The following is a 24,230-nucleotide window of genomic DNA, read 5'->3' as shown; positions in this document are numbered from 1 at the left end:
GCGCAGGGCCAGCCGCGTGACAAAATGGACGAGCGAACCGGCGGTTTCCTCTTTTCCATGGCCGCGTGCCCGCCAGCCTGGTGGCAGTTCGCGTCCGTCGCAAGAAGAGCGCCGCCAGACAGTGTTCGCTTCGATGTGTACAGCAGCCAATAGACGGCAATGCCGCCGTTGCCACGGCGGCATTGCAGGGCTGAAGCGTAGAAGGGCAGGGTGTTGGCAGGCGGTCAGCCGCGGGTGCCCTTGGCAATCGGTTCCTGGTAGCTGAAACCCATGTCCCAGGGGAAATAGATCCAGGTGTCCTGGCTGACCTCGGTGACGAAGGTGTCGACCATCGGCCGGCCCTTCGGCTTGGCATAGACGGCGGCAAAATGCGCCTTCGGCAGCATCGCGCGCACCTGCGCGGCGGTCTTGCCGGTATCCGTCAGGTCGTCGATGATCAGAATGCCTTCGCCTTCGTTCTGCAGCAGTTCCGGCGCGACGCCCTTCAGCACGTGCATTTCGCCCTGCGACACGTAGTCGTGATAGGAGGCGACGCAGACGGTCTCGATCAGGCGGATGTTGAGCTCGCGCGAGATGATCGCGGCAGGCACGAGGCCGCCGCGCGTGATGCAGACGATCGCCCTCCACTCGCGGTCGTTGTCGGACAGCCGCCAGGCAAGCGCCCGGGCGTCGCGGTGAAACTGGTCCCAGGATACGGGAAAGGCTTTGTCGGGAAGCGACATGGCGGGCTCCTATCGCCGGGCGTCCGGCGGAAATGCGGATGATCGGCCTTTTCTAGAGCAGTTGCATCGCGAAGGGAAACGGCGCAGTTGCGCCGTCGCCCGGTGATCCACAGCGAAGAGACGGAATCGCAGCCGGTTCGGAGGTGCAGCGGGCCGCGCCGTGCTCTAAATCAGCTTAGCGCGACATGATCGCCGGCACGCGCAGGTCCTTCATCATTGCGCTGGTGACGCCCCCGAACAGGCGGTGCCGCAGCCAGGAATGGCTGAAGGCACCCATGACGAGCAGATTGGCGCCGGTCTGGCTGACGCGGCGGTTGATGACGTGGGCGACCGTGTCCCCGCCGGAACTTACGGAATTGATGGACACCGTCAGGCCATGGCGCGTGAGGGTGGAGGCGATCTCGGCACCGGAGAAGGCGGCATGCTCCGAAGCGCTGTCGTGGGCGTCGACCGTGAAGATCTCGATCTCCCTCGCCTCCTTGAGCAGCGGCAGTGCGTCGAAGACGGCGCGGGCCGATTCGCGCGTGCCGTTCCAGGCGACCAGCACGCGTTCGGGCGTCTCGGGACCGGCGACGGCATCGGAGACGAGGCAGAGCGGCCGACCGCTTTCGTAGAGCAGGTCCTCGATGTCGGCGCGGGAAGGGCCGTCGCCGTTGGCGTCCAACTGCGCTGCCACCACCAGATCACTCGCCCGCGCACTGTCGATGACGCCGCTGGCACTATAGCCGGCGCTACCGGTGAAAAGCCGCCACTCGTGGGGGACGCCAGCGCGTTGGGCCAGGGTCCGGAAGGTTTTCTGGATCGTCCGCGAAACCGCCTGCGCCTGCGCCTGCTGTTCCATGATCGCGTTCGGATCGGGGAACTCCATCGGTGCAGCGATCGTGACGACGATCGGTGTCTCTGCGTGCACGCCGATCAGATGCGCGCCGTGCCGCTCGGCAAGCGCGAGCGCGTGCTGGGTCACCTTTTCAGCGTCTTCCGCAACACTGAGCACGGCGGTGATGGTCTTGTATGTCATTGCGGTCTCCATTGCGGTCGGGGTGCGCCGCGCCGAACGGAACAACCCTCCGGCAGCGGGTCGGTAACGCGTTGAATTTCTGCATGATCCTTCTCCCAAATCGCCTTCGATTCAAGAGGCATGCGGAATTTGGTCTCCTGTCGGCGTCGCAATCTGCGATGCTGACGCGGTCAGGCCAATGCAATCTGCGCCGCCGGTTGCAATCCGGCCTTGATGTCGGTCAAGTGGCGGCCTTGGCCGCCGCGATCTCAGCGATCATCGCCAGGATGTCCCTCTCGGCTGCAGACGCCGTGGCTTCTTCGCGGCTGCGGATGACGATTTCGGTCGAAAAGCGTGTTCCGTCGAACCGCGGATAGGAGCCGATCGAGGTTTCGGGATGGGCCCTCTGGATGGCGGTCAGCTGGGTGCCGATGTCGCCCTCGCCAAACGGGGAGGCGATGCTGCGGGAAAGCACCGGCGTCCCGGTCTTAAGCGTCGGCAGGAGGGATTCCAGCATCGCGACGAAGACCTGCGGTACCCCGGCCATCACATGCACATTGCCGATGCTGAAGCCGGGGGCGGTCGAGACGCTGTTTGGGATGTGTTTCGCGCCGACCGGCATCCGCGCCATCCGTTGGCGCGCCTCGTTGAATTCCATGCCGCGACGGGCATACATCGCCGCCATCAGTTCCATTGCGGCCGGATCGTGCGTGCAGAGTACGCCGAACGCCGCGGCGACCGCGTCGGCGGTAATGTCATCATGGGTAGGGCCGATGCCGCCGGAGGTGAAGACATAGTCGTAGCGGCGGCGCAGGGCGTTCAGCGCGTCGACGATCATCTCCTCGTCGTCGCCGACGATGCGCACTTCCTTGAGGTCGATTCCAGCGAGAAAGAGCATGTCGGCCAGATGGCCGATGTTGCGGTCCTTGGTGCGCCCGGACAGCAGTTCGTCGCCGATGGCGAGCATCGCGGCGGTGATGAGCTTGGCGGAAGTCATTGGGAATATTCCTTATTGTCGTTGATTCGTTCAACGCGGCGAAGTGATTGTCAATTCTGCGCGAACAGTCTGTTTCGGTGGCGGGCGCTGGCTTTGTCCCGGCATGTGCTCCATGTTCGCAGCTGCAGCAATCAGCGGAATGACCGCTACCTCTACGCAATGAGAGAAGAAGAATGGCAAAAGTACTGGTTCTTTACTACTCCGCCTACGGGCACATCGAAACCATGGCGAATGCCGTGGCTGAGGGCGCGAAATCCGCAGGCGCCGACGTCGCGATCCGGCGTGTACCGGAGCTGGTTCCGGACGAGGTCGCCAAGGCTTCGCATTTCAAGCTCGATCAGGCCGCTCCCATCGCCACGATCGATGAACTGGAAGAATACGACGCCATCATCGTCGGCGCCGGCACGCGCTTCGGCACCGTGGCTTCGCAGATGCGCAATTTCTGGGATCAGACCGGCGGCCTGTGGTTCAACGGCAAGCTCGTGGGCAAGGTCGGGTCTGCGTTCACCTCGTCCGCGACCCAGCACGGTGGCCAGGAATCGACCCTTCTGAGCTTCATCCCCACGTTCCTGCATCACGGCATGGTCGTTGCCGGCTTGCCTTACGCCTTCCAGGGCCAGATGGGCGTCGATGAAGTCAAGGGCGGCTCGCCCTACGGTGCTTCGACGATCACCGACGGCGACGGCTCGCGCCAGCCTTCGGCTGTCGAACTCGACGCCGCCCGTTTCCAGGGCGCCCACGTCGCAAAGCTCGCTGCGAAGCTCGCCGGCTGAGCTCACGCTATATATTGAAACCGAAAAAGGGCGCGCTCGGCCGAGCGCGCCCTTCTTCGTATGGTAAGCAGATGGGCAACCGCACAGGTGGGCGATCGCGACGTCAGCCCGAGACGATCTTCCCGTTGGATGCCACGAGCCGCCCGCCCTTGTAGACGTCCCGCGCCTTCGGTACCTCGACCACGGCCTGCGGGATGTGCGGTGCGTCGAGAACGACGAAATCGGCTCGTGCGCCCGGACGGATGCCGTAGTTCTCGATGCCGAGCGCCTTTGCCCCGGCCGCGGTCACGACGTCAAACGCGGCGGACAGCAGGTCATCGGTATAGAAGCCGGAGCGATAGGCGATGATCGAGGCCCGGCTGAGCATGTCGCCGTCGCCGAACGGCCACCACGAATCGCGGATGTTGTCGCTGCCGGAGAAAACGGTCACGCCCTCGCGTCGAAGAAGTGCCACCGGTGGAAAGGCGTGGTCGCCCGGCGCGTTGGTCATGATCGCGACGCCGGATCGGGCGAGCAGGGCGCCGGTGCGTTTCGCAAGATCTTCAACTACGTCGCCAAGGCCATAGGCGTGGCTGATCGCCACCTTGCCGTTCATGCCGAGCGCCTGTGTCCGTGCGCAAATCTGTTCGATCTCGAAGATGCCGAGCGTTCCCATGTCGTGCAGGTGGATGTCGACACCGACGCCGCGCCTCTCGGCAACACCGAACACGACGTCGAGGTGCCGCTCGACGTCCCGGTCGAAGCTCGCCGGATCGAGCCCGCCGACGAGGTCGGCTCCCATTCCAATCGCTTCGTCCAGTAATTCCGGCGTGCCCGGACTGGAGAGGATGCCGCTTTGCGGAAAGGCGACGAGCTGAATGTCGATACGGTCGCGATATTCGTCACGCACGGCGAGAATCGTCTCCAGCGACTTCAGGCCGACCGAGCCGTCGACCATCACATGGCTGCGCATGTGCGTGGCGCCGTTGGCAATGCACAGTTCGAGCTGGTTGCGGGCTCTCACCCCCATCGGCGCCGCCTTCGCCATGTTGTCCGCCTGGAACGCGACCCGCTCGCGGACGTCGAATCCGTTGGTGCAGGGACGGTGCGGCTTCCATTCGTCGCCATAGAAGCTGGTGTCCAGATGGATGTGCCCCTCGACGAGGCCGGGAATCACGAGGCGCCCGAGCAGGTCCACCGATGTTTCCCCGACGGCCGGCACTCCCGTGCTTTCGATCGCCCGAATCGTGCCGTTGGAGACACGAATGTCCACCAGGTGTCCATCAGTCTGCCTGGCGTTACGAAAGGTCGTTTCGGTTGTCATTGGAATCTCCTGGACGATGTGCAGGGCGTGCCGCCGCTGCAGCCGCGCGCATCTTCACAGCGCGCGCAAAACCTGTTCCCCGCCGGGGTTTGGCAGGGTCTGCACACAGTCAGCTTATAGGAAGAAGAAGTGGTGGGCGATGAGAGACTCGAACTCCCGACATCCTCGGTGTAAACGAGGCGCTCTACCAACTGAGCTAATCGCCCGCCGCGTTGGTGGCCGTGATCTATGCGGAACCGAATGAAACCGCAAGAGCCCTGATGATGTTTTTTGAGGATTTTTTTGCGGCCGGCTGAGCGGACGGGATAATGGCGTTGGCAACTCTGTAGGTCGATCCCCGCTCAAAATCGCCGGCATCCGGTTGATCGAGCGGACTTCGCCGCCCTGGGGCAGGGAGCCGGGGGCAGGGCGTCGGGGTCCGAGGCGAGATGTGGATAAGTGTCCGCTTGCCCATCCGGCGGCCGCGACGTTCAGCGGCTTCGTATTCTCGCTGGCAATTGTCGGCGCCTCACGCACGGGTGCGCTAGGGATATCCGTGCGAGGTTTTCAACAATTCGCGCCGTGTCATCGTTTTGTTTTCAAACCCGCTTGACACCCCAAAGCGAACCCCTTAGTTAGCCGCTCATCGAACGGCTTCGGCCGCTTCGGGAGGTGCCTCGGCATCGGACGTTTGAAAGAAATGCGGGTGTAGCTCAGTCGGTTAGAGTGCCGGCCTGTCACGCCGGAGGTCGCGGGTTCGAGCCCCGTCACTCGCGCCATTTCACTTGTCCTGATCGCCTGAAGGGGTATCATGGCCGCAACGGCCAACATGCGCGGGTGTAGCTCAGTCGGTTAGAGTGCCGGCCTGTCACGCCGGAGGTCGCGGGTTCGAGCCCCGTCACTCGCGCCATCGTATTTCCCATAGTCGATCTGATCTCTGTCGGAAGTGGTAAGGCAGCGCGACGGGCGCTGTTTCTTTTGGCGTCCGCAGCTTCGGGCTCCTGGCTGAGTCGAGCGGAACGTGGTGCGCGTTCTAGGGAGGCGGCGCACATCTTTGTGGCCCGCCGCGGCGACAGGCGATGCTCGGTGCTTTCGGCGCTTGCCCATGATGTTTGTCAGGTTCCATTTCTCGCCGAGGCGCGGGGCCGGCGAATTGTGCGCAATGATCGGGGTAATGCCGGACCAAAGCCTTGCGCGGGGGCGCTCACTGCGCTAACGACGTGCCGTTGCAACATACTTTCTCGGCTTGCGGTCATCAGGCCCGGGGGCGCTCATCCCGCGCCCGACGCAAGCAGGACGGACGACAATGACTGAACTTCTCGGATCCTACATCCCGATCGCCATCTTTATCGGTATCGCCCTCGTGATCGGCATCGCGCTGCTCATTGCGCCCTTTGCCGTCGCATACAAGGCCCCCGATTCGGAAAAGCTTTCGGCCTATGAGTGCGGCTTCAACGCCTTCGACGATGCGCGCATGAAATTCGACGTCCGCTTTTATCTGGTGTCGATTCTCTTCATCATCTTCGATCTCGAGGTCGCGTTTCTCTTTCCCTGGGCGGTCTCGTTCCATGATCTGGGCTGGTTCGGCTTCTGGTCGATGATGGTCTTCCTCCTGGTGCTCACCATCGGCTTCATCTACGAATGGAAGAAGGGAGCGCTGGAATGGAATTGACCTCCGGCACCACGCTCGTGGCCCCGCGGGCCAAGGGGATCATCGATCCCGCGACCGGCAAGCCGGTTGGCAGCGACGACGCGTTCTTCGGCGAGATCAACAACGAACTGGCTGACAAGGGCTTTTTGGTCACGTCCACGGACGAACTGATCAACTGGGCGCGGACCGGCTCGCTGATGTGGATGACCTTCGGCCTTGCGTGCTGTGCGGTCGAGATGATGCAGATGTCAATGCCGCGCTATGACGTCGAGCGCTTCGGTTTTGCGCCGCGCGCCTCGCCGCGCCAGTCGGACGTCATGATCGTTGCCGGCACGCTGACCAACAAGATGGCCCCGGCGCTGCGCAAGGTCTATGACCAGATGCCCGAGCCGCGCTACGTGATCTCGATGGGCTCGTGCGCGAACGGCGGCGGCTATTACCACTACTCCTATTCGGTGGTGCGCGGCTGTGACCGCGTCGTGCCGGTCGACATCTATGTGCCGGGCTGTCCTCCGACGGCGGAAGCGCTGCTCTACGGCGTGCTCCTGTTGCAGAAGAAGATCCGCCGCACCGGCACGATCGAGCGCTAAGGGCAGGGGACAGACACAATGAGCGAAGCTCTTCAGGAACTTGCTTCCTATCTCGGTGAGGTGCGCGGAAAGCTGATTTCTGCCACCAAGCTTGCCTATGGCGAACTGACCCTGACGACGACCCGGGACAATGTCATCGCGCTTCTGACGTTCCTGCGCGACGACGTGCAGTGCGGCTTCGTCAACCTCATCGATGTCTGCGGCGTCGATTGGCCGGCGCGCGAAGAGCGATTCGACGTCGTCTATCACCTGCTTTCCCCGCGGCAGAACATTCGTGTGCGGGTAAAGGTCGCGACCGGCGAGGACGAGCCGGTTCCCTCCGCATGCGGTGTCTATCCGGGTGCCGACTGGTTCGAGCGTGAAGCCTACGACATGTACGGCATCCTGTTCACCGGCCATCCCGACCTCCGCAGGATCCTGACGGATTACGGTTTCGAGGGCTATCCGCTTCGCAAGGATTTCCCGACCACGGGATTCGTCGAGGTTCGCTATGACGACGCGGTCAAGCGAGTTGTCTATGAACCGGTGCACCTTCGGCAGGAATTCCGCAACTTCGACTTCCTGTCGCCCTGGGAAGGCACGGACTACGTGCTGCCAGGCGATGAGAAGGCGAAGACGAATTGATTTCTGTGGCGCGCATCGGTTGATGCGGCGCCCATTGGAGCAGCGGTATGACGGAACACAACGTCCGCAACTTTAACATTAACTTCGGCCCACAACATCCTGCGGCGCATGGCGTTCTTCGCCTCGTGCTTGAGCTGGACGGCGAGGTTGTCGAGCGCGTCGATCCGCATATTGGCCTTCTCCATCGCGGCACCGAGAAGCTGATCGAGACGAAGACCTACCTGCAGGCCGTTCCCTATTTCGACCGCCTCGACTACGTGGCGCCGATGAATCAGGAGCATGCCTTCGCGCTCGCAGTCGAGCGGCTGCTTGGCGTCGAGGTGCCGATCCGTGGCCAGTTGATCCGCGTGCTCTACTCGGAGATCGGCCGCATCCTGTCGCATCTTCTCAACGTCACCACACAGGCCATGGACGTCGGCGCGCTGACGCCGCCGCTCTGGGGCTTTGAGGAGCGCGAAAAGCTGATGGTGTTTTACGAGCGCGCCAGTGGCGCGCGGATGCACTCGGCCTATTTCCGTCCCGGCGGCATCCATCAGGATATTCCGGACCAGCTCGTCGAGGACATCGGCAATTGGATCGATCCGTTCCTGAAGACGGTCGATGACATCGATGAACTGTTGACCGGCAACCGCATCTTCAAGCAGCGCAACGTCGATATTGGCGTCGTAAGTCTGGAAGACTGCTGGGCCTGGGGCTTCTCCGGCGTGATGGTCCGTGGTTCCGGAGCTGCCTGGGACCTGCGTCGCTCGCAGCCCTACGAGTGCTATTCGGAGCTCGATTTCGATATTCCGATCGGCAAGAACGGCGACTGTTATGATCGGTATGTCATCCGCATGATCGAGATGCGCCAGTCGGCGAAGATCATGCGCCAGTGCGTCGATCGCCTGCTGGGCGATGCCAGGGTCGGCCCGGTCTCTTCGCTCGACGGCAAGATCGTGCCGCCGAAGCGCGGACAGATGAAGCGGTCGATGGAAGCGCTGATCCACCACTTCAAGCTCTACACCGAGGGTTATCACGTGCCTGAGGGCGAGGTCTATGCCGCGGTCGAGGCGCCAAAGGGCGAGTTCGGCGTCTATCTCGTCGCTGACGGTTCCAACAAGCCGTACCGCTGCAAGATCCGCGCTCCGGGTTATGCGCATCTGCAGGCTATGGATTTCATCTGCCGGGGGCACATGCTGGCGGACGTCTCCGCCATCCTCGGGTCTCTCGATATCGTTTTCGGTGAGGTGGACCGCTGATGCGTCGCTTGAGCTTTGCCCTCGCAGCATTGATCGCCTCGTCATACGCGGCTAGCGCCCAGGACGCCGGAACCGGTCTCGATGCCGTGACCGGGCAGGGCGGCTCGCAGGCGCAGAATACCACGATGGCGCAGCTCCTCGCCGATGGTTACGAGATCAAGGGCACTGCTCAAGCCAGCAGCCGTTACATTGTGTTCATGCAGAAAGAGAAGTCGGCCTATGCCTGTCAGTTCGTCACCGTGACGACGACGCGCTGCGGGCTGATCAACTGAATAAGGCGCGAAAGAATGTCTGTTCGTCGATTGGCCGATGAGGCCGTCCAGCCCGCAAGCTTCGCCTTCTCCGAGGAGAATGCGGCCTGGGCGAAGGAAACGATCAAGAAATATCCGAAGGGCCGCGAACAGTCGGCCGTGATTCCGCTTCTGATGCGGGCGCAGGAGCAGGACGGCTGGGTCACCAAGGTGGCGATCGAGGCGATCGCCGACATGCTCGGGATGCCCTATATCCGCGTCCTGGAAGTGGCGACTTTCTACACCCAGTTCCAGCTGAAGCCGGTCGGGACACGTGCGCACGTTCAGGTCTGCGGCACGACGCCGTGCATGCTGCGCGGCGCCGAGGACCTGATCAATGTCTGCAAGCACAAGATCCATCCGGAGCCGTTTGAGACCAATGCCGGCGGCACGCTGTCGTGGGAAGAGGTCGAGTGCCAGGGTGCCTGCGTGAATGCGCCGATGGTCATGATCTTCAAGGACGCCTACGAGGACCTGACGCCTGCGCGGCTTGAAGAGATCATCAATCAGTTCGAGGCCGGTCGCGGTGCAGAGGTCAAGCCGGGTCCGCAGGTCGATCGCGTTCTTTCGGCGCCTGAGGGCGGCCCGACCACGTTGAACGGAGACGAGCCCTCGGCCGCAAAGTCCGCACCGCGCTCTAAAAAGAGCGCCGAGGAGGCCGTGAGCGTTCCTCCGTCGAAGGCTGCGCGCGTCAAGACGGACGCGGCCGAGACGAACCCGGCGCTCAAGACGCCCAAGAAGCCGCGCTGAAAGGTGAATCATGCTTAAGGATCAAGATCGCATCTTCACCAATCTCTATGGCCTGAAGGACAAGTCCTTGAAGGGAGCAATGGCGCGCGGCCATTGGGACGGCACCAAGCAGATTCTCGAAAAGGGCCGGGACTGGATCATCAACGAGATGAAGGCCTCCGGGCTTCGCGGTCGCGGCGGCGCCGGCTTCCCGACCGGCCTGAAGTGGTCCTTCATGCCGAAGGAGAGCGACGGCCGGCCGCACTATCTCGTCGTCAACGCCGACGAGTCCGAGCCCGGCACCTGCAAGGACCGCGACATCATGCGCAACGATCCGCATACGCTGATCGAAGGCTGCGTGATCGCCAGCTTCGCCATGGGCGCCCATACCGCCTACATCTACATCCGCGGCGAATACATGCGCGAGCGCGAGGCGCTGCAGGCAGCCATCGACGAGTGCTATGACGCCGGCCTGCTCGGCAAGAACAACAAAAACGGCTGGGACATCGACGTCTTCCTCCATCACGGCGCCGGCGCCTACATCTGCGGCGAGGAAACCGCGCTGCTGGAAAGCCTCGAGGGCAAGAAGGGCCAGCCGCGCCTGAAGCCGCCGTTCCCCGCCAATATGGGCCTCTACGGCTGCCCGACGACGGTCAACAACGTCGAATCGATCGCCGTCGCCCCGACTATCCTGCGGCGCGGGGCGAGCTGGTTCTCGTCGATCGGCCGCCCGAACAACGTCGGCACGAAGCTGTTCATGCTCTCCGGCCACGTCAACCGTCCCTGCACGGTCGAAGAGGCGATGGGCATCACCTTCCGCGAACTGGTCGACAAGCATGCCGGCGGCATCCGCGGCGGCTGGGACAACCTGCTCGCCGTGATCCCCGGCGGTGCGTCCTGTCCGGTCGTCAAGGCCGAGGACATCATCGACTGCCCGTTGGATTTCGACGGCCTGCGTGAGGTGAAGTCGTCCTTCGGTACCGCGGCAGCGATCGTGATGGATAAGTCCACCGACATCATCAAGGCGATTGCCCGCATCTCGGCCTTCTTCAAGCACGAGAGCTGCGGCCAGTGCACGCCGTGCCGCGAAGGCACCGGCTGGATGTGGCGCGTGCTCGAGCGGATGGCCAAGGGCCATGCGCAGAAGCGCGAGATCGACATGCTGTTCGACGTTTCCAAGCAGATCGAGGGTCACACGATCTGCGCGCTCGGCGACGCTGCGGCCTGGCCGGTTCAGGGTCTGATCCGCAACTTCCGCCCGGAAATCGAAAAGCGGATCGATCAGTACACCCACAGGGCGATGGCGCACGGGGCTGTGCTCGAGGCGGCGGAGTAGGGCGGTGACGAAGCCGGCGGACTGGAAGCAGCAGCGATCCAGGTCCGGCTGGCGGATCTGACGCCGGTGTGGCCGAAGACCTGAAGGATCCAGCCGAACTCGGCATCGACGGGCGCTGTTGCCCGCGACGCCGGGTGGAGCAGGCAAGCTGGCGAAGGCATGGAGCTGAAGCTCGCCTGAGACGGCAACGGAACGAACTGGCGCGGTCGGGGCGGGTGAGAACCTGTAACGGCCGCAAAGGATATGGCGCTTGCAAGTTTGCAAGCCTCGCGTGGAAAGCGGGAAGACGGATATGGCAATACTGAAAGTCGACGGAAAAGAGATCGAGGTTCCGGATCATTTCACGCTGTTGCAGGCGTGCGAGGAGGCCGGTGCCGAAGTTCCGCGCTTCTGTTTCCACGAGCGGCTGTCGGTGGCCGGCAACTGCCGCATGTGTCTGGTCGAGGTGAAGGGTGGTCCGCCGAAGCCGGCCGCTTCATGCGCGATGAGCGTGCGCGACCTGCGCCCCGGCCCGAACGGCGAGGCACCGGAAGTCTTCACCACGACGCCGATGGTCAAGAAGGCCCGCGAAGGGGTGATGGAGTTCCTGCTGATCAACCATCCGCTCGATTGCCCGATCTGCGACCAGGGTGGCGAATGCGACCTGCAGGACCAGGCGATGGCCTTCGGGATCGACAGTTCGCGCTATCAGGAAAACAAGCGCGCCGTCGAGGACAAGTACATCGGGCCGCTCGTCAAGACGATCATGAACCGCTGCATCCACTGCACGCGCTGCGTCCGTTTCAGCACGGAAGTCGCCGGCATCAGCGAGCTCGGCCTGATCGGCCGTGGCGAAGACGCGGAAATCACCACCTATCTCGAACAGGCGATGACCTCGGAGTTGCAGGGCAACATCGTCGACCTCTGCCCGGTCGGTGCGCTGACCTCCAAGCCGTTCGCCTTTACCGCGCGTCCCTGGGAGTTGAACAAGACCGAGTCGATTGACGTGATGGACGCCGTCGGCTCGGCAATCCGCGTCGATACTCGCGGCCGCGAGGTCATGCGCGTGCTGCCGCGGATCAACGAGGACGTCAACGAGGAGTGGATCTCCGACAAGACCCGCTATATCTGGGACGGCCTCAGAACCCAGCGTCTCGACCGCCCCTATGTCCGCAAGGACGGTCGCCTGCAGCCGGCGACATGGGCGGAAGCCTTTGGCGCCATCAAGGCAGCCGTAGCAGGCAAGCCGGGTGAGCGGATCGGTGCGATCGCCGGCGATCTCGCTTCGGTCGAGGAAATGTATGCGCTGCGCGAACTGGTGGCTTCGCTCGGCTCGGCCAATATCGATTGCCGCCAGGACGGCACCGCGCTGCACCCGGCCTTCGGCCGCGCCAGCTACATTTTCAACCCGACCATCGCCGGCATCGAGCAGGCCGATGCGCTGCTGATCGTCGGCGCCAATCCGCGCGTTGAGGCGGCAGTGCTGAACGCCCGTATCCGCAAGCGCTGGCGCATGGATGGCTTCCCGATCGGCGTGATCGGCGAGCAGGCTGAGCTGCGTTATGGCTACGAATATCTGGGCTCCGGACCGGAGACGCTTTCCGGGCTGCTGGACGGGACAAACAAGTTCGGCGAGACGCTGAAGAACGCGAAGCGCCCCATGATCATCGTCGGCCAGGGCGCCCTTTCGCGCGCCGACGGGCTGGCGGTGCTGGGCAATGTCGTGAAGCTCGCGGAAAGTGTCGGTGCGATTTCCGGCGAATGGAACGGGCTGGCGGTTCTCCACACGGCAGCGTCCCGCGTCGGTGGCCTCGACCTCGGTCTGGTGCCGGGCGAGGGGGGCAAGACGGCTTCCGAGATGCTGACCGAGACCGACGTTCTGTTCCTGCTCGGTGCGGATGAAATGGACTTCTCGAAGAAGACCGCCTTCACCGTCTATATCGGCTCGCACGGCGACAACGCTGCGCATGCCGCCGACGTCATCCTGCCGGGTGCGACCTATACGGAAAAATCGGGCACCTGGGTGAATACGGAGGGCCGGTCCCAGATGGGCAATCGCGCCGGCTTCGCCCCGGGCGAGGCTCGCGAGGACTGGGCGATCCTGCGTGCGCTTTCCGACGTACTCGGCAAGAAACTGCCGTTCGATTCGCTGGCGCAGCTGCGCGCCAAGCTCTATGCGGCCCATCCGCATTTCGCCGAGATCAACGAGATCGCTGCGGGCAACGGCGCAGATCTTGCGGCACTTGCGAAAAAAGGCGGGAAGATGACCAAATCCGGATTTGCTTCTCCGGTCAAAGACTTCTATTTGACGAACCCGATAGCGCGCGCCTCTGCGGTCATGGCCGAATGCTCGGCACTCGCCCGCAACAACTTCAAAGCCGCGGCGGAATAAGCGCAGGGAATAGGCACTATGGACGCTTTCATTTCGAGCTATGTGTGGCCCGCGGTCATCATGATCGCCCAGTCGCTGCTGTTGCTGGTCGCACTGCTTCTCTTCATCGCCTACATCCTGTTGGCCGACCGCAAGATCTGGGCCGCCGTGCAGATGCGCCGCGGTCCGAACGTGGTGGGCCCGTGGGGGCTGTTCCAGTCGTTCGCCGACCTTCTGAAGTTCGTCTTCAAGGAGCCGGTGATTCCGGCCTCCGCCAACAAGGCGATCTTCCTGCTGGCGCCGCTCGTCTCGGTGGTGCTGGCGCTGGCCACCTGGGCCGTGATTCCGCTCAACGAGAACTGGGTGATCGCCAACATCAACGTCGGCATCCTCTACGTCTTCGCCATCTCCTCGCTCGAGGTTTATGGCATCGTCATGGGCGGTTGGGCCTCCAACTCGAAATATGCCTTCCTCGGCGCGCTGCGCTCGGCTGCGCAGATGATCTCCTATGAGGTCTCGATCGGCTTCGTCATCGTCACCGTGCTTTTGTGCGTCGGCTCGCTGAACCTGACCGATATCGTCAACTCGCAGAGCACCGGCGTCGGCACGATGCTCGGTCTGCCGGCGTCTTTCCTGGACTGGCACTGGCTGGCGCTGTTCCCGATGTTCATCGTGTTCTTCATCTCGGCGCTCGCCGAGACGAACCGCCCGCCCTTCGACCTGCCGGAAGCTGAATCCGAACTCGTTGCCGGCTTCATGGTCGAGTACGGCTCGACGCCTTACATGATGTTCATGCTCGGCGAGTACGCCGCCATCTGCCTGATGTGCGCGCTGACGACGATCCTGTTCCTCGGCGGCTGGCTGCCTCCGGTCGACTTCTGGCTCTTCAACTGGGTGCCGGGCATCGTCTGGTTCGTGCTCAAGGCCTCGCTCGTCTTCTTCATGTTCGCGATGGTAAAGGCCTTCGTGCCACGCTACCGCTACGACCAGCTGATGCGTCTCGGCTGGAAGGTCTTCCTTCCGCTGTCGATCGCCATGGTTGTCATCGTTGCATTCGTGCTGAAGCTCACCGGGTGGACCGCATGACGGGCGCCCCAGGTTTCAGCTGCATTGGAGTTCGCTAATGGCTAGTCTCTCGCAAGCGGTTAATTCGCTGTTCCTGAAGGAGTTCGTCGGCGCGTTCATGCTGTCGATGCGCTATTTCTTCCGGCCCAAGGCGACGCTGAACTATCCCTTCGAGAAGGGGCCGGTATCGCCGCGCTTCCGCGGAGAGCATGCGCTGCGCCGCTACCCGAACGGCGAGGAACGCTGCATTGCCTGCAAGCTGTGCGAAGCGATCTGTCCGGCGCAGGCTATCACCATCGAGGCCGGTCCGCGCCGCAACGACGGCACCCGCCGCACGGTGCGCTACGACATCGACATGGTCAAATGCATCTACTGCGGTTTCTGTCAGGAAGCCTGCCCGGTCGATGCCATCGTCGAGGGGCCGAACTTCGAGTTCGCCACCGAGACCCGTGAAGAGCTCTACTACAACAAGGAGAAGTTGCTCGATAACGGTGACCGCTGGGAGCGGGAAATCGCCCGCAACATTGCAATGGATTCGCCCTACCGTTAAGTCGCGGGGCAGGTTCGATCGCTCTTGGGGCGACGGACGATCGAGTTGAGTTACGTGCTTGGTGGCGCAGGGCCGCCAAGCTTCGAAGGAAAGGCGGCAACGAGGCCGACCCTTCCGGGGAAGACGAAAAGGCACCAACATGGGTCTGCAGGCTCTCTTTTTCTATCTCTTCGCCTTCGTGGCGGTGGCGTCCGCGTTCATGGTGATCGCGGCGAGGAACCCGGTTTACTCCGTGCTCTTTCTGATCCTGACGTTCTTCAACGCCGCCGGGCTTTTCCTGCTGACCGGCGCCGAGTTCCTGGCGATGATCCTGCTTGTGGTCTACGTCGGCGCGGTCGCGGTCCTTTTCCTCTTCGTCGTCATGATGCTGGATGTCGATTTCGCCGCACTGCGCTCGGGCGTGATCGAGCACGCCCCGGTGGGCGCGCTGGTCGGTTTGGTGCTGGCGGTTGAACTGATCGTCGTCGTCGGTGGATCGACGCTTTCGCCGGAGATCGCGAGCAATTCGGCGATGCCGATCCCGCCGGTGACGGAACGCACCAACACGGCGGCGCTCGGCGACGTACTCTACACGCACTACGTCTATTTCTTCCAGATCGCCGGCCTCGTGCTTCTGGTCGCGATGATCGGCGCGATCGTGCTGACGCTGCGTCATCGCGACAACGTCAAGCGCCAGGATGTTTCCAGGCAGGTCGCCCGCTCGCCGGAAACCGCCGTCGAGGTGGTCAAGGTCAAGCCGGGCCAGGGTATCTGAGGCGCCGGACTTAAGGAATTCGCATCATGGAAATCGGTATTTCCCACTATCTCACGGTCAGCGCCATCCTGTTCACGCTCGGCGTCTTCGGCATCTTCCTCAACCGGAAGAACGTCATCGTCATCCTGATGTCGATCGAACTGATCCTGCTTTCCGTCAACATCAACATGGTCGCCTTCTCGGCCTTCCTGAACGACATCGTCGGCCAGGTCTTCGCGCTGTTCATCCTGACGGTCGCGGCTGCAGAAGCGGCGATCGGTCTTGCAATTCTCGTCGTCTTCTATCGCAACCGCGGCTCCATCGCCGTGGAAGACGTCAACGTGATGAAGGGTTGATCGGGTATGGATACCATCATCAAGGCAATCGTCTTCCTTCCGCTGATCGGCTTTTTGATCGCGGGTCTCGGCGGCAACACGATCGGCGCGAAAGCGTCCGAGTTCGTCACCTGCGCCTTCATGGTCATCGCCTGTGCGCTGTCCTGGCTGGTTTTCTTTCAGGTGGGGCTCGGCGAAGAGGAACTGATCAAGGTCTCGGTGCTGCGCTGGATCCAGTCCGGCAGCTTCGACGTCGAATGGGCGTTCCGCGTCGACACGCTGACGGCGGTGATGTTCGTCGTCGTCAACACCGTGTCGATGCTCGTGCATGTCTATTCGGTCGGCTACATGCACCACGACCCGCATCGCCCGCGCTTCTTCGCCTATCTGTCGCTGTTCACCTTCGCGATGCTGATGCTGGTCACGGGGGACAACCTCCTGCAGATCTTCTTCGGCTGGGAAGGCGTGGGCCTCGCCTCGTACCTGCTGATCGGCTTCTGGTACAAGAAGGCTTCGGCTAACGCGGCTGCGATGAAGGCGTTCATCGTCAACCGCGTCGGCGACTTCGGTTTCCTGCTCGGCCTCGCCGCCGTCTTCGTGCTGTTCGGCTCGGTCAACCTCGAGACGATCTTTGCCACGGCGGCCACCTATCTTCCGGCCGAGGGCGCCGCTGACGCCACGAATCCCGTCATCACACTGTTCGGCATGCAACTCGACAAGGCCGATGCACTGACGGGCGCCTGCCTGCTGCTCTTCATGGGTGCAATGGGCAAGTCGGCGCAGTTCCTGCTGCACACCTGGCTTCCGGACGCCATGGAAGGCCCGACACCCGTCTCGGCCCTCATCCATGCCGCAACCATGGTCACCGCCGGCGTCTTTCTCGTCGCCCGCATGTCGCCGCTGTTCGAACTGTCGCCCGACGCGCTGACCGTCATCACCATTGTTGGTGCGATCACGGCCTTCTTCGCCGCCACCGTCGGCCTCGTGCAGAACGACATCAAGCGCGTCATCGCCTATTCGACCTGCTCGCAGCTCGGCTACATGTTCGTCGCACTCGGCATCGGCGCCTACGGCGCGGCGATCTTCCACCTGTTCACCCACGCCTTCTTTAAGGCACTGCTGTTCCTTGGCGCCGGCTCGGTGATCCACGCCGTCGATGGCGAACAGGACATGCGCTACATGGGCGGCCTTCGCACGCATATCCCAATCACCTTCTGGATGATGACGATCGGTACGCTGGCGCTGACCGGCGTCGGCATCCCGGGCACCATGATCGGTTTCGCCGGTTTCTTCTCGAAGGACGCGATCATCGAATCGACGTTTGCCTCGCACAGCTCGGTTGCTGGCTTCGCCTTCACCCTGCTTGTCGTTGCAGCGCTGTTCACCAGCTTCTATTCCTGGCGCCTGGCCTTCATGACCTTCTTCGGCAAGCCGCGCGCCTCCTCCGACGTCATGCACCACGTGCATGAATCGCCGGCGGTGATGTTGGTGCCGCTCTATCTGCTGGCGGTCGGTGCGATCTTCTCGGGCTTCATTGCCGTCGATTACTTCTACGGTCACCACTATGCCGAGTTCTGGCAGGGCGCGCTGTTCACCGGTCCGGAGAACAAGCTGCTGGAGGAATTCCACCATGTGCCGCTGTGGGTGAAGTGGAGCCCGTTCGTCGCGATGGCGCTCGGCCTGTTCACCGCCTGGTACATGTACATCCGGCGTCCGGACCTGCCGAAGTACCTGGCAGACCAGCATCGCGGCCTCTACCAGTTCCTTTTGAACAAGTGGTACTTCGATGAACTCTACGACTTCCTGTTTGTCCGTCCCGCGCTCTGGCTCGGCCGGCTGCTGTGGAAGGGCGGCGACGGAGCGGTCATCGACGGCCTGGGGCCGAACGGTGTCGCGGCCCGCGTTCTCGACGTGACGAACCGCGTGGTTCGCCTGCAGACCGGTTACCTTTATCACTATGCCTTTGCGATGCTGCTTGGGATTGCGGCACTCGTTACCTGGATGATGCTCGGGAGTTCCCTCTGATGACCGATTGGCCTATTCTTTCCGCGGTCACCTTCCTTCCGCTGGTCGGCGTGGCGCTGCTGCTGCTGACGCGTGAGGATAGCCCCTATGGGCGGCGGAACATTCTCAACGTCTCGCTGCTGACGACGGTGTTCACCTTCGTTCTGTCGCTTTTCATCTGGGTCGGCTTCGACTATTCGAACCCCGGCTTCCAGATGGTCGAGAAGCATGAGTGGCTTGGCACCGGCATTGCCTATCATCTGGGCGTAGACGGCATCTCCATGCTCTTCGTCATCCTGACGACTTTCCTGATGCCCTTCTGCATCCTGGCTAGCTGGACATCGATCGAGAAGCGTCTGAAGGAATACATGATCGCCTTCCTGATCCTGGAAGTGTTCATGGTGGGCGTGTTCGTCTCGCTCGACATCGTCCTCTTCTACGTGTTCTTCGAGGCCGGCCTGATTCCGATGTTCCTCATCATCGGCGTCTGGGGTGGCAAGGATCGCGTCTATGCCAGCTACAAGTTCTTCCTCTACACGCTGCTCGGCTCGGTGCTGATGCTGCTTGCCATCATGGCGATGTACTGGCAGGCCGGTACGACCAGCATTCCGGAACTGCTGGCCTATGACTTCCCGCGCCAGATGCAGACCTGGCTGTGGTTGGCCTTCTTCGCCTCGTTTGCGGTGAAGATGCCGATGTGGCCGGTTCACACGTGGTTGCCGGACGCGCACGTCCAGGCGCCGACGGCGGGCTCGGTCATCCTGGCCGCCATCCTGCTGAAGCTCGGCGGCTACGGATTCCTGCGCTTCTCGCTGCCGATGTTCCCGCTTGCGTCTGATTTCTTCGCACCGTTCGTCTTCACGCTGTCGGTCGTCGCGATCATCTACACCTCGCTGGTCGCGCTGGTGCAGGAGGACATCAAGAAGCTGATCGCCTATTCGTCGGTCGCCCACATGGGCTACGTCACCATGGGCATCTTCGCGGCGAACGTGCAGGGCGTTCAGGGTGCGCTGTTCCAGATGCTTTCGCACGGTATCGTCTCCGGCGCGCTCTTCCTCTGCGTCGGCGTGGTCTATGACCGGCTGCACACCCGTGATATCGCCGCCTATGGCGGCCTGGTCAGCAACATGCCGAAATATGCGGTCGCCTTCATGATCTTCACCATGGCCAATGTCGGCCTGCCCGGCACCTCCGGCTTTATCGGCGAAGTGATGACAGTGATCGGTGTCTTCCGGGTCAACACCTGGGTTGCCCTGTTCGCGGCGACCGGTGTCATCCTTTCGGCGTGCTACGCCCTGTGGCTCTACCGCCGGGTGATCTTCGGAGCGCTGGAGAAGGAAAGCCTGAAGGCGCTGCTCGACCTGTCGGCGCGCGAGAAGGCGATCCTCTACCCGCTGGTCGCGCTGACGATTTTCTTCGGCGTCTATCCGATACCGGTATTCGACGTGACTGCAGCCTCTGTTGATGCGCTGCTGAACAACTACACTGCGGCCCTCGAAGCAGCGCAATCCGTTGCGCTCTCGGCGAACTGACGACGGGATCTTTCGAAATGACTGCTGAACTTATTCTTGCCAGCCTTCAGCTCTCGACGCCCGAGGTCATATTAGCCGCCGGCGCGCTGGCGCTGCTGATGATCGGCGTCTTCTCCGGAGAACGGTCGGCGACGACCGTGACCGGGCTTGCGGTTGCGCTTCTGATTTTCGCCGGCTTGTGGCTGGTGATGCGCGGCGGGGACGGCCTGGCCTATGGCGGCGCCTTCGTATCCGATCCGTTCGCACGCTTCATGAAGGTGTTGACGCTGATCGGTTCGATCACGGCGATGGTCATGACCGTCGGCCACGCGCGCTCGGAACAGATGGATCGTTTCGAGTTCCCGGTTCTGATCGTGCTTGCGACGCTCGGCATGATGCTGATGATATCGGCCAACAGCCTTTTGTCGCTCTACCTGGCGCTGGAGTTGCAGTCGCTGGCGCTCTACGTCGTTGCGGCAATCAACCGCGACAGCGTCCGTTCGACCGAGGCCGGCCTGAAGTACTTCGTGCTCGGCGCGCTGTCTTCGGGCATGCTGCTCTACGGCATGTCGCTCGTTTATGGCTTCACCGGCCACATCGGTTTCGAGCAGATCGCGGCAGCGCTTTCCGCCGAGGGGCGTTCGCTTGGCCTCGTCTTCGGCCTGGTGTTCATTCTCGCTGGTCTGGCGTTCAAGATCTCGGCGGTGCCGTTCCACATGTGGACGCCGGACGTCTACGAAGGTGCGCCGACGCCGGTGACGGCCTTCTTCGCCGCAGCGCCGAAGGTGGCGGCCATGGCCATGATCGTGCGCATCGTCATCGAGGCGTTCGAGCCGATCGTCGCCGACTGGCAGCAGATCATCGTGTTCATTTCGATTGCGTCGATGCTGCTCGGCTCCTTCGCCGCGATCGGTCAGCGCAACATCAAGCGCCTGATGGCCTATTCGTCGATCGGCCACATGGGCTATGCGCTGGTCGGCCTTGCTGCCGGCTCGATGGCCGGTGTGCGCGGCGTGGCGCTTTACATGCTGATCTACATGGTCATGACGCTCGGCACGTTTGCCTGCATTCTCGCGATGCAGCGTCGCCAGGGCGGCAATGTCGAGGGCATTGAAGATCTCGCCGGCCTGTCGACGACGAACCCGTTCATGGCATCGGTGCTGACGGTCATGATGTTCTCGTTGGCCGGCATTCCGCCGATGGCAGGCTTCTTTGCCAAGTATTTCGTCTTCATGGCGGCGATCGAGGCACACCTCTACGCACTTGCCATCATCGGCGTGCTTTCCTCGGTGGTCGGCGCCTACTATTACCTTCGCATCGTCAAGGTGATGTGGTTCGACGCTGCGACCGACGAGTTCGCCCGCACCCCGGGCGAGTTGAAGCTGGTCTTCGGCCTCGCCGGGCTGTTCGTCCTGGGCTACGTGCTGATCGGCGGTCCGATCGGCGACGCAGCCGAAGCCGCCGCGCGGACCTTCTTTTGACGCGCGGGGCGGGAACCGGCCGGCTGACGCTGGATGATTTCCGGCACGAAGCCTTGGTCGAAGCCAGTTCCACGAATACGGAATGTTTCGAGCGCGCCCGCAAGGGCGCGCTTTCCGGTCTCTGGGTCACGGCGGCGCGCCAGACCGGGGGCAGGGGACGGCGCGGTCGCCCATGGACGTCGGATGCCGGCAATCTCTATGCGTCGCTGCTGCTGATCGACCCGGCGCCAATCGATCGGCTCGGTTCGCTTCCGCTTGCGGTTGCCGTCGCCGTGCAGGCGGCCATTGCTTCTATCATGCCGCCCGGCTCGCCGCCGGTGCGCATCAAATGGCCGAACGACATCCTGGTCGAGCGCAAGAAGGTCTCGGGCATTCTAGTGGAGAGCGAGACGCTTGCCGATGGACGGCAGGCGATCGTGATCGGCTGCGGCGTCAATGTCGCGGTAGCGCCGGACGCGGGCCTCTATCCGATAGCCAGGCTTTCGGATTATGGTTGTACGGTCTCGCCGGCTGATCTCTTCGCTCATCTCTTTCGGGAGATGGCCGATATTCTCCGCTTGTGGGACAGCGCCAACGGTATCGGAGAGATCGTCGCCAGATGGCGCGCGGTTGCCGGTGGCATTGGGGAAATCATAACGGTCAATCTACCGAACCAGTCGATTTCCGGGCGATTCGTCGGAATTGACGATACGGGTCTGCTGAAACTGCAGACCGATGATGGCGGCACGCGGCTGATCGCGGCCGGCGATGTTTTTTTTGAGTAATCGGACCTTTACGCACAATGGCAAATCAAGAAGACCTGGTGTTCCTGCCGCTCGGCGGCGTTGGCGAGATCGGCATGAATCTCGCGCTCTATGGCTATGGCACACCGGGCAATCGAAAATGGATCATGGTGGACTGCGGCGTGACCTTTCCCGGTCCCGACCTGCCGGGCGTCGACCTGGTGCTCCCGGACATCCGCTTCCTCGCCGAGGAACGCAAGAACCTCAAAGGCATCATCATCACCCATGCGCACGAGGATCACTACGGCGCGCTGAACGATCTCTGGCCGGGGCTGAACGTGCCGGTCTATGCCTCGCCCTTCACCGCCGGCATGCTGGAGGCAAAGCGCGACTACGAGCGTAGCCGCACCGAGATCCCGGTGACGATCTTCAAGCAGGGCGACCGGATCAATGTCGGACCGTTCGAGATCGAGGCGATCGGCATGAACCACTCGATCCCCGAGCCGATGTCGCTGGCGATCAAGACGCCGCTCGGAACGGTGATCCACACCGGCGACTGGAAGATCGATCTGGAACCCTCGCTCGGCCCCTTGACGGACGAGCACCGTCTCCGCCAACTCGGCGACGAGGGCGTCCTGGCGCTCATCTGCGACAGCACCAACGCGCTGCGCGACGGTGTATCGCCGTCCGAACTGGAGGTTTCCGAGAGCCTGACGAAGATTATCGAAAGCGCGGAGGGGCGTGTCGGGATCACGACCTTTTCCTCCAATGTCGGCCGCATTCGGTCGGTGGCAAAGGCCGCCGAAGCTGCAGGGCGGGAGGTGCTGCTGCTGGGCAGTTCGATGAAGCGGGTGATGAATGTCGCACGCGACATCGGCTTGATGGAGGGTATCAAGCCGTTCATCGACGAAGACGAATTCAGCTACGTCCCGCGTGACAAGATGGTCGTCATCCTCACCGGCAGCCAGGGTGAGCCGCGTGCCGCGCTGGCGAAGATCGCGCGCGACGAGATGCGCAATGTCGCGTTTGTCGCCGGCGACACGATCATCTTTTCCTCGCGCGCCATTCCCGGCAACGAGAAGGCGATCAACGACATCAAGAACGGGCTGATCGACCAGGGCATTCATGTCGTGACCGACAGCGAGGCGCTGGTGCATGTTTCCGGCCATCCCCGCCGCACCGAGTTGCAGCAGATGTATGCCTGGACGCGGCCGCAGATCCTGGTACCGGTCCACGGGGAGGCGGCTCACCTCGTCGCCCACGCCGAACTCGCAGAGCAATCCGGCATCGCCAACGTTCCCCGTGTGCGCGACGGGCGCATGCTGCGGCTTGCGCCGGGGCTGCCGGAGGTGATCGACGACGTGCAATACGGCCGCATCTTCAAGGACGGCAACCTCGTCGGCGACTATGATGAAATGGGGATCGGCAACCGCCGCAAGCTGTCCTTCGTCGGCCATGTCGCCGTCAACATCGTGCTCGATTCGCGTCACGATTTTCTCGGCGATCCCGAGGTCGAGCCTTACGGGCTGCCACAGTTCGACGACGAGGGCGAGGACATGGGCGACACCCTCTATGACGCCGTTCTCGGCGCGGTCGAAAGCATCCCGCGGACACGGCGCAAGGATTTGGAAACGGTCCGCGAGGCCGTTCGCCGCGCCGTGCGTGCCACGGCCAACGAGGTCTGGGGCAAGAAGCCCGTGGTGACCGTCTTCGTGACAAGGGTTTAGTTGGGGTGAACGATGCCCCCGCAGCCCGAAGGTGCGGAATGGAGTTCGCTGGCTCCGAGCCGTCCATCAGACGCGGTGCGGCAGAGGAAGGAGTGTCAGGTGCTTGGACGTGTTAATCACATAGCCATTGCAGTCCCCAATCTGGCGTCCGCAGTCGCTTCCTACCGCGATGTGCTGGGTGCACGCGTGACCGCGCCACAGGCGTTGCCTGAGCACGGGGTCACCGTGGTGTTCGTCGAGCTGCCCAATACCAAGGTGGAACTGCTGGAACCGCTCGGCGAGGCATCGCCGATTGCCGCTTTCCTCCAGAAATCGCCCGCCGGCGGCATGCATCACATTTGTTACGAGGTAAGCGACATCATCGCCGCCCGCGACAGGCTCATTGCCGGCGGTGCGCGAGTTCTCGGCGACCGCAGCCCGAAAATCGGTGCGCACGGCAAGCCGGTCCTGTTCCTGCACCCAAAGGACTTCTTCGGCACGTTGATCGAGCTGGAAGAAGTGTGACAGTGCGCCGCTCGACACG

At 62.7% G+C, this 24,230-nt stretch carries 22 protein-coding genes, 3 tRNA genes and 1 pseudogene; 21 read left to right on the top strand and 5 right to left on the bottom strand.

From position 1 onward, the window contains the following. Positions 1-224: 224 nt before the first annotated feature. From gpt to J2Y48_RS21205, 3 genes are all read right to left on the bottom strand, one after another. The gene (gene gpt, locus J2Y48_RS21215; RefSeq protein ID WP_310422143.1) at positions 225-722 is read right to left on the bottom strand and encodes a xanthine phosphoribosyltransferase; all 498 of its coding nucleotides are present in this window, start codon (positions 720-722) and stop codon (positions 225-227) included. Between the two features lie 175 nt (positions 723-897). Then, positions 898-1,740, bottom strand: coding sequence for a universal stress protein (locus J2Y48_RS21210; RefSeq protein ID WP_310422140.1), 843 nt, complete (start codon positions 1,738-1,740; stop codon positions 898-900). Between the two features lie 220 nt (positions 1,741-1,960). After that, positions 1,961-2,716: a competence/damage-inducible protein A gene (locus tag J2Y48_RS21205; RefSeq protein WP_310422136.1), complete on the bottom strand. Its 756-nt coding sequence runs from the start codon at positions 2,714-2,716 to the stop codon at positions 1,961-1,963. 173 nt (positions 2,717-2,889) lie between these two features. Between J2Y48_RS21205 and wrbA the strand changes: the two genes are divergently transcribed. Continuing rightward, positions 2,890-3,489 (top strand): NAD(P)H:quinone oxidoreductase type IV, encoded by a 600-nt coding sequence (wrbA, locus tag J2Y48_RS21200; RefSeq protein WP_310422133.1) that lies wholly within the window; start codon positions 2,890-2,892, stop codon positions 3,487-3,489. 103 nt (positions 3,490-3,592) lie between these two features. Here wrbA and J2Y48_RS21195 read toward each other — a convergent pair whose 3' ends face one another. Together J2Y48_RS21195 and J2Y48_RS21190 are read right to left on the bottom strand one after the other, a co-directional pair. After that, positions 3,593-4,792 carry an amidohydrolase family protein gene (locus J2Y48_RS21195; RefSeq protein ID WP_310422130.1) on the bottom strand — a complete coding sequence of 400 codons (1,200 nt, stop codon included), beginning with the start codon at positions 4,790-4,792 and terminating at the stop codon, positions 3,593-3,595. Between the two features lie 130 nt (positions 4,793-4,922). Next, a tRNA-Val gene (locus J2Y48_RS21190) sits at positions 4,923-4,998 on the bottom strand. Between the two features lie 475 nt (positions 4,999-5,473). Here J2Y48_RS21190 and J2Y48_RS21185 point away from each other — a divergent pair. The 20 genes and pseudogenes from J2Y48_RS21185 (at position 5,474) to mce (ending at position 24,211) form a co-directional block, all read left to right on the top strand. Beyond that, a tRNA-Asp gene (locus J2Y48_RS21185) sits at positions 5,474-5,550 on the top strand. Positions 5,551-5,604: 54 nt separating this feature from the next. Beyond that, positions 5,605-5,681, top strand: a tRNA-Asp gene (locus tag J2Y48_RS21180). A 396-nt stretch (positions 5,682-6,077) separates the two neighbouring features. Further along, positions 6,078-6,443 (top strand): NADH-quinone oxidoreductase subunit A, encoded by a 366-nt coding sequence (locus J2Y48_RS21175; protein WP_310422127.1) that lies wholly within the window; start codon positions 6,078-6,080, stop codon positions 6,441-6,443. Then, positions 6,434-7,012: an NADH-quinone oxidoreductase subunit B family protein gene (locus tag J2Y48_RS21170; RefSeq protein WP_108004645.1), complete on the top strand. Its 579-nt coding sequence runs from the start codon at positions 6,434-6,436 to the stop codon at positions 7,010-7,012. The genes J2Y48_RS21175 and J2Y48_RS21170 overlap by 10 nt, the downstream gene beginning before the upstream one ends. Positions 7,013-7,030: 18 nt before the next feature. Continuing rightward, on the top strand, positions 7,031-7,636 hold the full coding sequence (locus J2Y48_RS21165; protein WP_310422122.1) for an NADH-quinone oxidoreductase subunit C: 606 nt from the start codon (positions 7,031-7,033) through the stop codon (positions 7,634-7,636). A gap of 47 nt (positions 7,637-7,683) precedes the next feature. Beyond that, positions 7,684-8,874, top strand: coding sequence for an NADH-quinone oxidoreductase subunit D (locus tag J2Y48_RS21160; RefSeq protein ID WP_310422119.1), 1,191 nt, complete (start codon positions 7,684-7,686; stop codon positions 8,872-8,874). Continuing rightward, positions 8,874-9,146, top strand: a complete 273-nt coding sequence (locus tag J2Y48_RS21155; protein ID WP_310422117.1) for a hypothetical protein — start codon at positions 8,874-8,876, stop codon at positions 9,144-9,146. Before J2Y48_RS21160 ends, J2Y48_RS21155 begins: the two co-directional genes overlap by 1 nt. Positions 9,147-9,161: 15 nt before the next feature. Continuing rightward, positions 9,162-9,911 (top strand): annotated as a pseudogene (gene nuoE / locus J2Y48_RS21150) (NADH-quinone oxidoreductase subunit NuoE); the annotation flags it as partial. Between the two features lie 13 nt (positions 9,912-9,924). Beyond that, entirely contained in the window at positions 9,925-11,229 is a 1,305-nt protein-coding gene (gene nuoF / locus J2Y48_RS21145) for an NADH-quinone oxidoreductase subunit NuoF (protein ID WP_310422114.1), read from the top strand. Positions 11,230-11,521: 292 nt separating this feature from the next. Beyond that, positions 11,522-13,600 carry an NADH-quinone oxidoreductase subunit NuoG gene (gene nuoG / locus J2Y48_RS21140; RefSeq protein ID WP_310422111.1) on the top strand — a complete coding sequence of 693 codons (2,079 nt, stop codon included), beginning with the start codon at positions 11,522-11,524 and terminating at the stop codon, positions 13,598-13,600. 18 nt (positions 13,601-13,618) lie between these two features. Further along, a complete protein-coding gene (nuoH, locus tag J2Y48_RS21135) occupies positions 13,619-14,665 on the top strand; it encodes an NADH-quinone oxidoreductase subunit NuoH (protein ID WP_310422108.1) in 1,047 nt (348 codons plus the stop codon). Between the two features lie 37 nt (positions 14,666-14,702). Continuing rightward, positions 14,703-15,194 (top strand): NADH-quinone oxidoreductase subunit NuoI, encoded by a 492-nt coding sequence (gene nuoI / locus J2Y48_RS21130; RefSeq protein ID WP_310422106.1) that lies wholly within the window; start codon positions 14,703-14,705, stop codon positions 15,192-15,194. A gap of 139 nt (positions 15,195-15,333) precedes the next feature. Continuing rightward, on the top strand, positions 15,334-15,948 hold the full coding sequence (locus J2Y48_RS21125) for an NADH-quinone oxidoreductase subunit J (RefSeq protein WP_310422103.1): 615 nt from the start codon (positions 15,334-15,336) through the stop codon (positions 15,946-15,948). 26 nt (positions 15,949-15,974) lie between these two features. After that, the gene (nuoK, locus tag J2Y48_RS21120; RefSeq protein ID WP_310422100.1) at positions 15,975-16,283 is read left to right on the top strand and encodes an NADH-quinone oxidoreductase subunit NuoK; all 309 of its coding nucleotides are present in this window, start codon (positions 15,975-15,977) and stop codon (positions 16,281-16,283) included. 6 nt (positions 16,284-16,289) lie between these two features. Further along, positions 16,290-18,287, top strand: coding sequence for an NADH-quinone oxidoreductase subunit L (nuoL, locus tag J2Y48_RS21115; RefSeq protein WP_310422097.1), 1,998 nt, complete (start codon positions 16,290-16,292; stop codon positions 18,285-18,287). After that, positions 18,287-19,798: an NADH-quinone oxidoreductase subunit M gene (locus J2Y48_RS21110; RefSeq protein WP_310422094.1), complete on the top strand. Its 1,512-nt coding sequence runs from the start codon at positions 18,287-18,289 to the stop codon at positions 19,796-19,798. The genes nuoL and J2Y48_RS21110 overlap by 1 nt, the downstream gene beginning before the upstream one ends. Before the next feature lie 17 nt (positions 19,799-19,815). After that, positions 19,816-21,258 carry an NADH-quinone oxidoreductase subunit NuoN gene (gene nuoN / locus J2Y48_RS21105; protein WP_310422091.1) on the top strand — a complete coding sequence of 481 codons (1,443 nt, stop codon included), beginning with the start codon at positions 19,816-19,818 and terminating at the stop codon, positions 21,256-21,258. 23 nt (positions 21,259-21,281) lie between these two features. Further along, the gene (locus J2Y48_RS21100) at positions 21,282-22,022 is read left to right on the top strand and encodes a biotin--[acetyl-CoA-carboxylase] ligase (protein ID WP_310422370.1); all 741 of its coding nucleotides are present in this window, start codon (positions 21,282-21,284) and stop codon (positions 22,020-22,022) included. A 17-nt stretch (positions 22,023-22,039) separates the two neighbouring features. Then, entirely contained in the window at positions 22,040-23,707 is a 1,668-nt protein-coding gene (locus J2Y48_RS21095) for a ribonuclease J (protein WP_310422088.1), read from the top strand. A 99-nt stretch (positions 23,708-23,806) separates the two neighbouring features. Next, on the top strand, positions 23,807-24,211 hold the full coding sequence (mce, locus tag J2Y48_RS21090; RefSeq protein WP_310422367.1) for a methylmalonyl-CoA epimerase: 405 nt from the start codon (positions 23,807-23,809) through the stop codon (positions 24,209-24,211). Positions 24,212-24,230 lie beyond the last annotated feature (19 nt).

The organism is Mycoplana sp. BE70, from assembly GCF_031455855.1.
Classification (GTDB): Bacteria; Pseudomonadota; Alphaproteobacteria; order Rhizobiales; family Rhizobiaceae; genus Mycoplana.
Note: the sequence above shows the minus strand (reverse complement) of the source record. Positions and strands in the feature narration are given on the sequence as shown.